Genomic DNA, 1,738 nt, shown 5'->3' with positions numbered 1-1,738 from the left:
CTCGGGAACGGCACCCTCGGCGCGCAGCATACGTGTGATGTGGGAGGCGCCTGGCGACATGCCGAGTTCCGCGGCTACCCAGAAATCCTGCTGGCCGAGTGTGCCCTTTCCCGCAAGCTGGTTTGCTCCCGGCTCATCCAGCGCCTGTTGCCAGTCCCCAAGCCGTGCGGCGAGGTCCGCAACGGTGAGGGAGGCCAAAATCATCTGCGGTGTTATGGCGAGCCCCGCCGCAAGCAATTTCTGGCTGACGGCGATGGAGAGCAGGCTGGTGCCGCCAATGGCATAGAAATTATCATGCCGCAGGACGGGCTTGACGCCGATGACGTCCTCCCAGGCGCTGGCGATCACACGTTCCGCGCCTTCCACGGGCAGTTGCGCGCGCTCTGCCGTGCGGGACCCTGCGCTTGCGCCCTCTGCAATCGCAACCAGTGACTTGCGATCCGTCTTTCCGGCGGAATTGGTGGGCATCTCAGGAACCGCAAGCACCGCGGCCGGCAGCATGTATGCAGGTAGGAACCCGGACAGGAAGTGCCGCCAATCCTCACCCGCCGCACGGGCGGGATCGGCTTCGACAAAGCCGATGAGCTTGCCTTCATGCAGCACGGCTGCGGCGCGGCTGACGAGCGGGTTGCGCAGCAGGCCCTGCTCGATTTCGGAAAGCGACACTGCCTGGCCGGAAATTTTCACAACGTCATCGGCACGGCCAAGCGTCTCGAGCATGTCGCCAGGCCGGAACCGGCCGACGTCGTTGGTTCGATAGGCCCGACCGTAGCGCGTTTCGATGAAGGCGCGCGCGGAGAGCCCGGGCTGGCCGAGATAGCCGCGCGAAAGGCCCAGGCCTGTCACATAAACTTCACCCGTCTCCCCGGGCGGTACCTCGTTGCCTGCTCCGTCGAGCAGATGCACCTGCGTGTTGAGGAAGGGCTTGCCGCTCGGAATGGCGCCGCTGTCGCCGGGATCGACGCGATGCATGCAGATCGTGCCGCACATCTCGGTCGCGCCATGCATGTTCCAATATTCAAGCCGCCTTGCGTAATGGCGTGCGTCATCCGCATTGGGCCGCTCGCCCGCCGTCATGATGAGGCGCAGGCCATCGGGAACCGCACCGTCGAGGAGACGCAGGAACGAAGGCGTGAACAGCGCGACCGTCACCTTGTGGTGCGACATCAACGCAATCAGGCCCGGCGGATCGTCAAGCAGGGCGCGCGAAGCGGGAACATAAGCAGCGCCAGCCGCCATCGGCAGGCAAAGTTCGCGGAAACCAAGGATGAAACCAGGCGATGACGAAAGCAGGAACCTGTCCTGCGACGTGATCCTCTGTGCCTCCATATGGCCGCGCACCATGTTGAGCGCGGAGGCATGGCTGAGAAGAACGCCCTTCGGACGGCCGCTGGAGCCGGAGGTGAACAGAACGGCGGCGGTCTCCTGCGGCGTGCCGCGAGCCTCGGGGCGGGTTGCGGCGGACTGCGCATCACCTGCCTCCGGCCTGAGAAGGATCCGCTCCCCCGCGCCGGCCTCCTTTGCATTCTTCTCAAGCAGTTCCATGAGCATGGGAGGGACGGGTGTTTCGTCCAGCACGACGAGGCGGCGCATGCCGCATTGCCGGGCCATGTCGCATAGCCGCTCCGCCGGAAGGTCCGCGGCCATGGGAACATAGACGGCGCCTGCTTTGAGTATGGCGAGGAATGCGCATGGGAGTTGCGCCGACCTGCCGACGAGGACGCCTACAAATTCATCC

Annotated in this window: 1 protein-coding gene; it reads right to left on the bottom strand. The window is 65.0% G+C overall.

The genetic code is table 11. The features are described from left to right. The coding region (locus WCJ41_RS22055) for a non-ribosomal peptide synthetase (protein ID WP_336907978.1) at nt 1-1,738 on the bottom strand (1,738 nt) is incomplete at both ends.

The sequence above is a fragment of the Aestuariivirga sp. genome, assembly GCF_037139295.1.
In the GTDB taxonomy this organism is placed as follows: domain Bacteria; phylum Pseudomonadota; class Alphaproteobacteria; order Rhizobiales; family Aestuariivirgaceae; genus Aestuariivirga.
This window is presented reverse-complemented; position numbering and strand designations above follow the sequence as displayed.